The organism is Fulvivirga kasyanovii, from assembly GCF_009711405.1.
GTDB classification, from domain to species: Bacteria; Bacteroidota; Bacteroidia; order Cytophagales; family Cyclobacteriaceae; genus Fulvivirga; species Fulvivirga kasyanovii.
On the sequence record NZ_SMLW01000184.1, the window covers coordinates 1 to 1,682 of the forward strand.

General features: G+C 37.7%; 1 protein-coding gene. It reads right to left on the bottom strand.

The genetic code is table 11. The features are described from left to right. Positions 1-1,682: non-ribosomal peptide synthetase (locus E1163_RS00670; RefSeq protein ID WP_155168599.1), on the bottom strand; the 1,682-nt coding region annotated here is incomplete at both ends.

Below are 1,682 nucleotides of genomic sequence, written 5' to 3' on the forward strand. Positions count from 1 at the left end.
TCTGAATCGCTTTAATTGAATCTCCGCCGACCTCGAAAAAGTTATCTCTTGTACCGAGTTGTCTGTCAGATGATAATAGTGTCCTATACCAAATTTCAGTCATTACTAATTCAAGTTCACTTTTAGGGGCAAAGTAATTCTTACTTTCGTTTGCAACAGGCACTGGCAAATCCTTTTTACTGATTTTACCATTAGGGGTTAGTGGAAATTCATTAAGAAAAACATAAGAGAAGGGAATCATATATTCTGGCAGACTTGCCCTCAACTGTTGAATAATATGGGACTCTTTAATTACCTCGGATGCGGTATAATACCCACATAAGTAGTCGGTACCATCTTTCTTTTTTGGCACAGTAACCACCGCACCTTTTATGCCTTCAATTTTGGATAATGCATTCTCTATCTCTCCTAATTCGATTCTAAAACCTCTTAATTTCACTTGATCATCAATCCGTCCGATATACTCAACGTTGCCATCTGGACGCCATTTTGCCAGATCGCCTGTTTTGTATAACAGAGCTTCCTTTCTAAATGGGTTCTCTACAAACCGCTCTTTATTCTGAGCATCATTGTTCAGATACCCGGCAGAAAGTTGAATACCAGAAATGCATAACTCACCGATGACCCCCACGGGCTGCATATTTAAATTTGAGTCAAGAATATACACTTCTAGATTATCAAGGGGTCGTCCTATTGGTATGGAAGAATAACCGTCTATTAACTCTCTGTTTAACATGGTCATAGTTGCATTGACAGTGGCTTCAGTCGGCCCGTAGGTATTTACCAATTTGATATGATCCAGAGATGGAATATCTAACCATTTTTCAACTGTTGCTTTTTTAAGTGCTTCGCCGGTGACGCCAACTATTCTTAAAGATGATGGCAAGGATAAGTTCTGTTCCACTATCTCGTTCGTCAATACTTGCCAGAAGGCTGTTGGTAAGGTACAAATAGTGACATTAGACTGGCTAATTTCTTCTATAAACTCCTTAATTCCATCCAGCATCCTATCAGAACGTAGGACCAAGCTTGCTCCTGTCGTTAATGCAGGCAATATTTCTTCAAGGGAAGTATCGAAACTAATCGTAGCGAATTGTAGTATGCAATCTTCTTTTGAGACATCATACGCCCGATTCATTGCAAAGGAGAAATTAATTATAGACTTGTGACATATTTGAACCCCCTTCGGGGCCCCGGTAGAACCAGAAGTATATATTAAATATGCCAGTTGATCATAATCTATCAAGATACCGGGGTTATCAACAAAGCTACTATTGAATATATTGTCCACATTTAACTGATCACAGTCATACAACTGGTCTTTAGTATTTCCCGATGTTAAAATCAAACTTAAATGTGAATCGTTAATGATATATTTAATTCTATCGTCAGGGTAATCGTTATCTATAGGTACATAAGCAGCTCCTGCTTTTATTATTCCTAACAAACCAGCTATCATTTGAGGTGAACGTTCTATCATTAACCCCACTACATCTCCTTTTTTGACCTTTTTTGTTCTAATCAGGTGATGAGCAACAGAATTAGCCTTTTTATTTAACTCATCATAAGTCATTCGCAAAGGACCATGAACCAATGCTATTCTATTAGAATATCGTTGTGCATTCTCCTCAAAAATTTCATGTATCAGTTTGTCTTTCGGATAATCTTTATCAGTATCATTA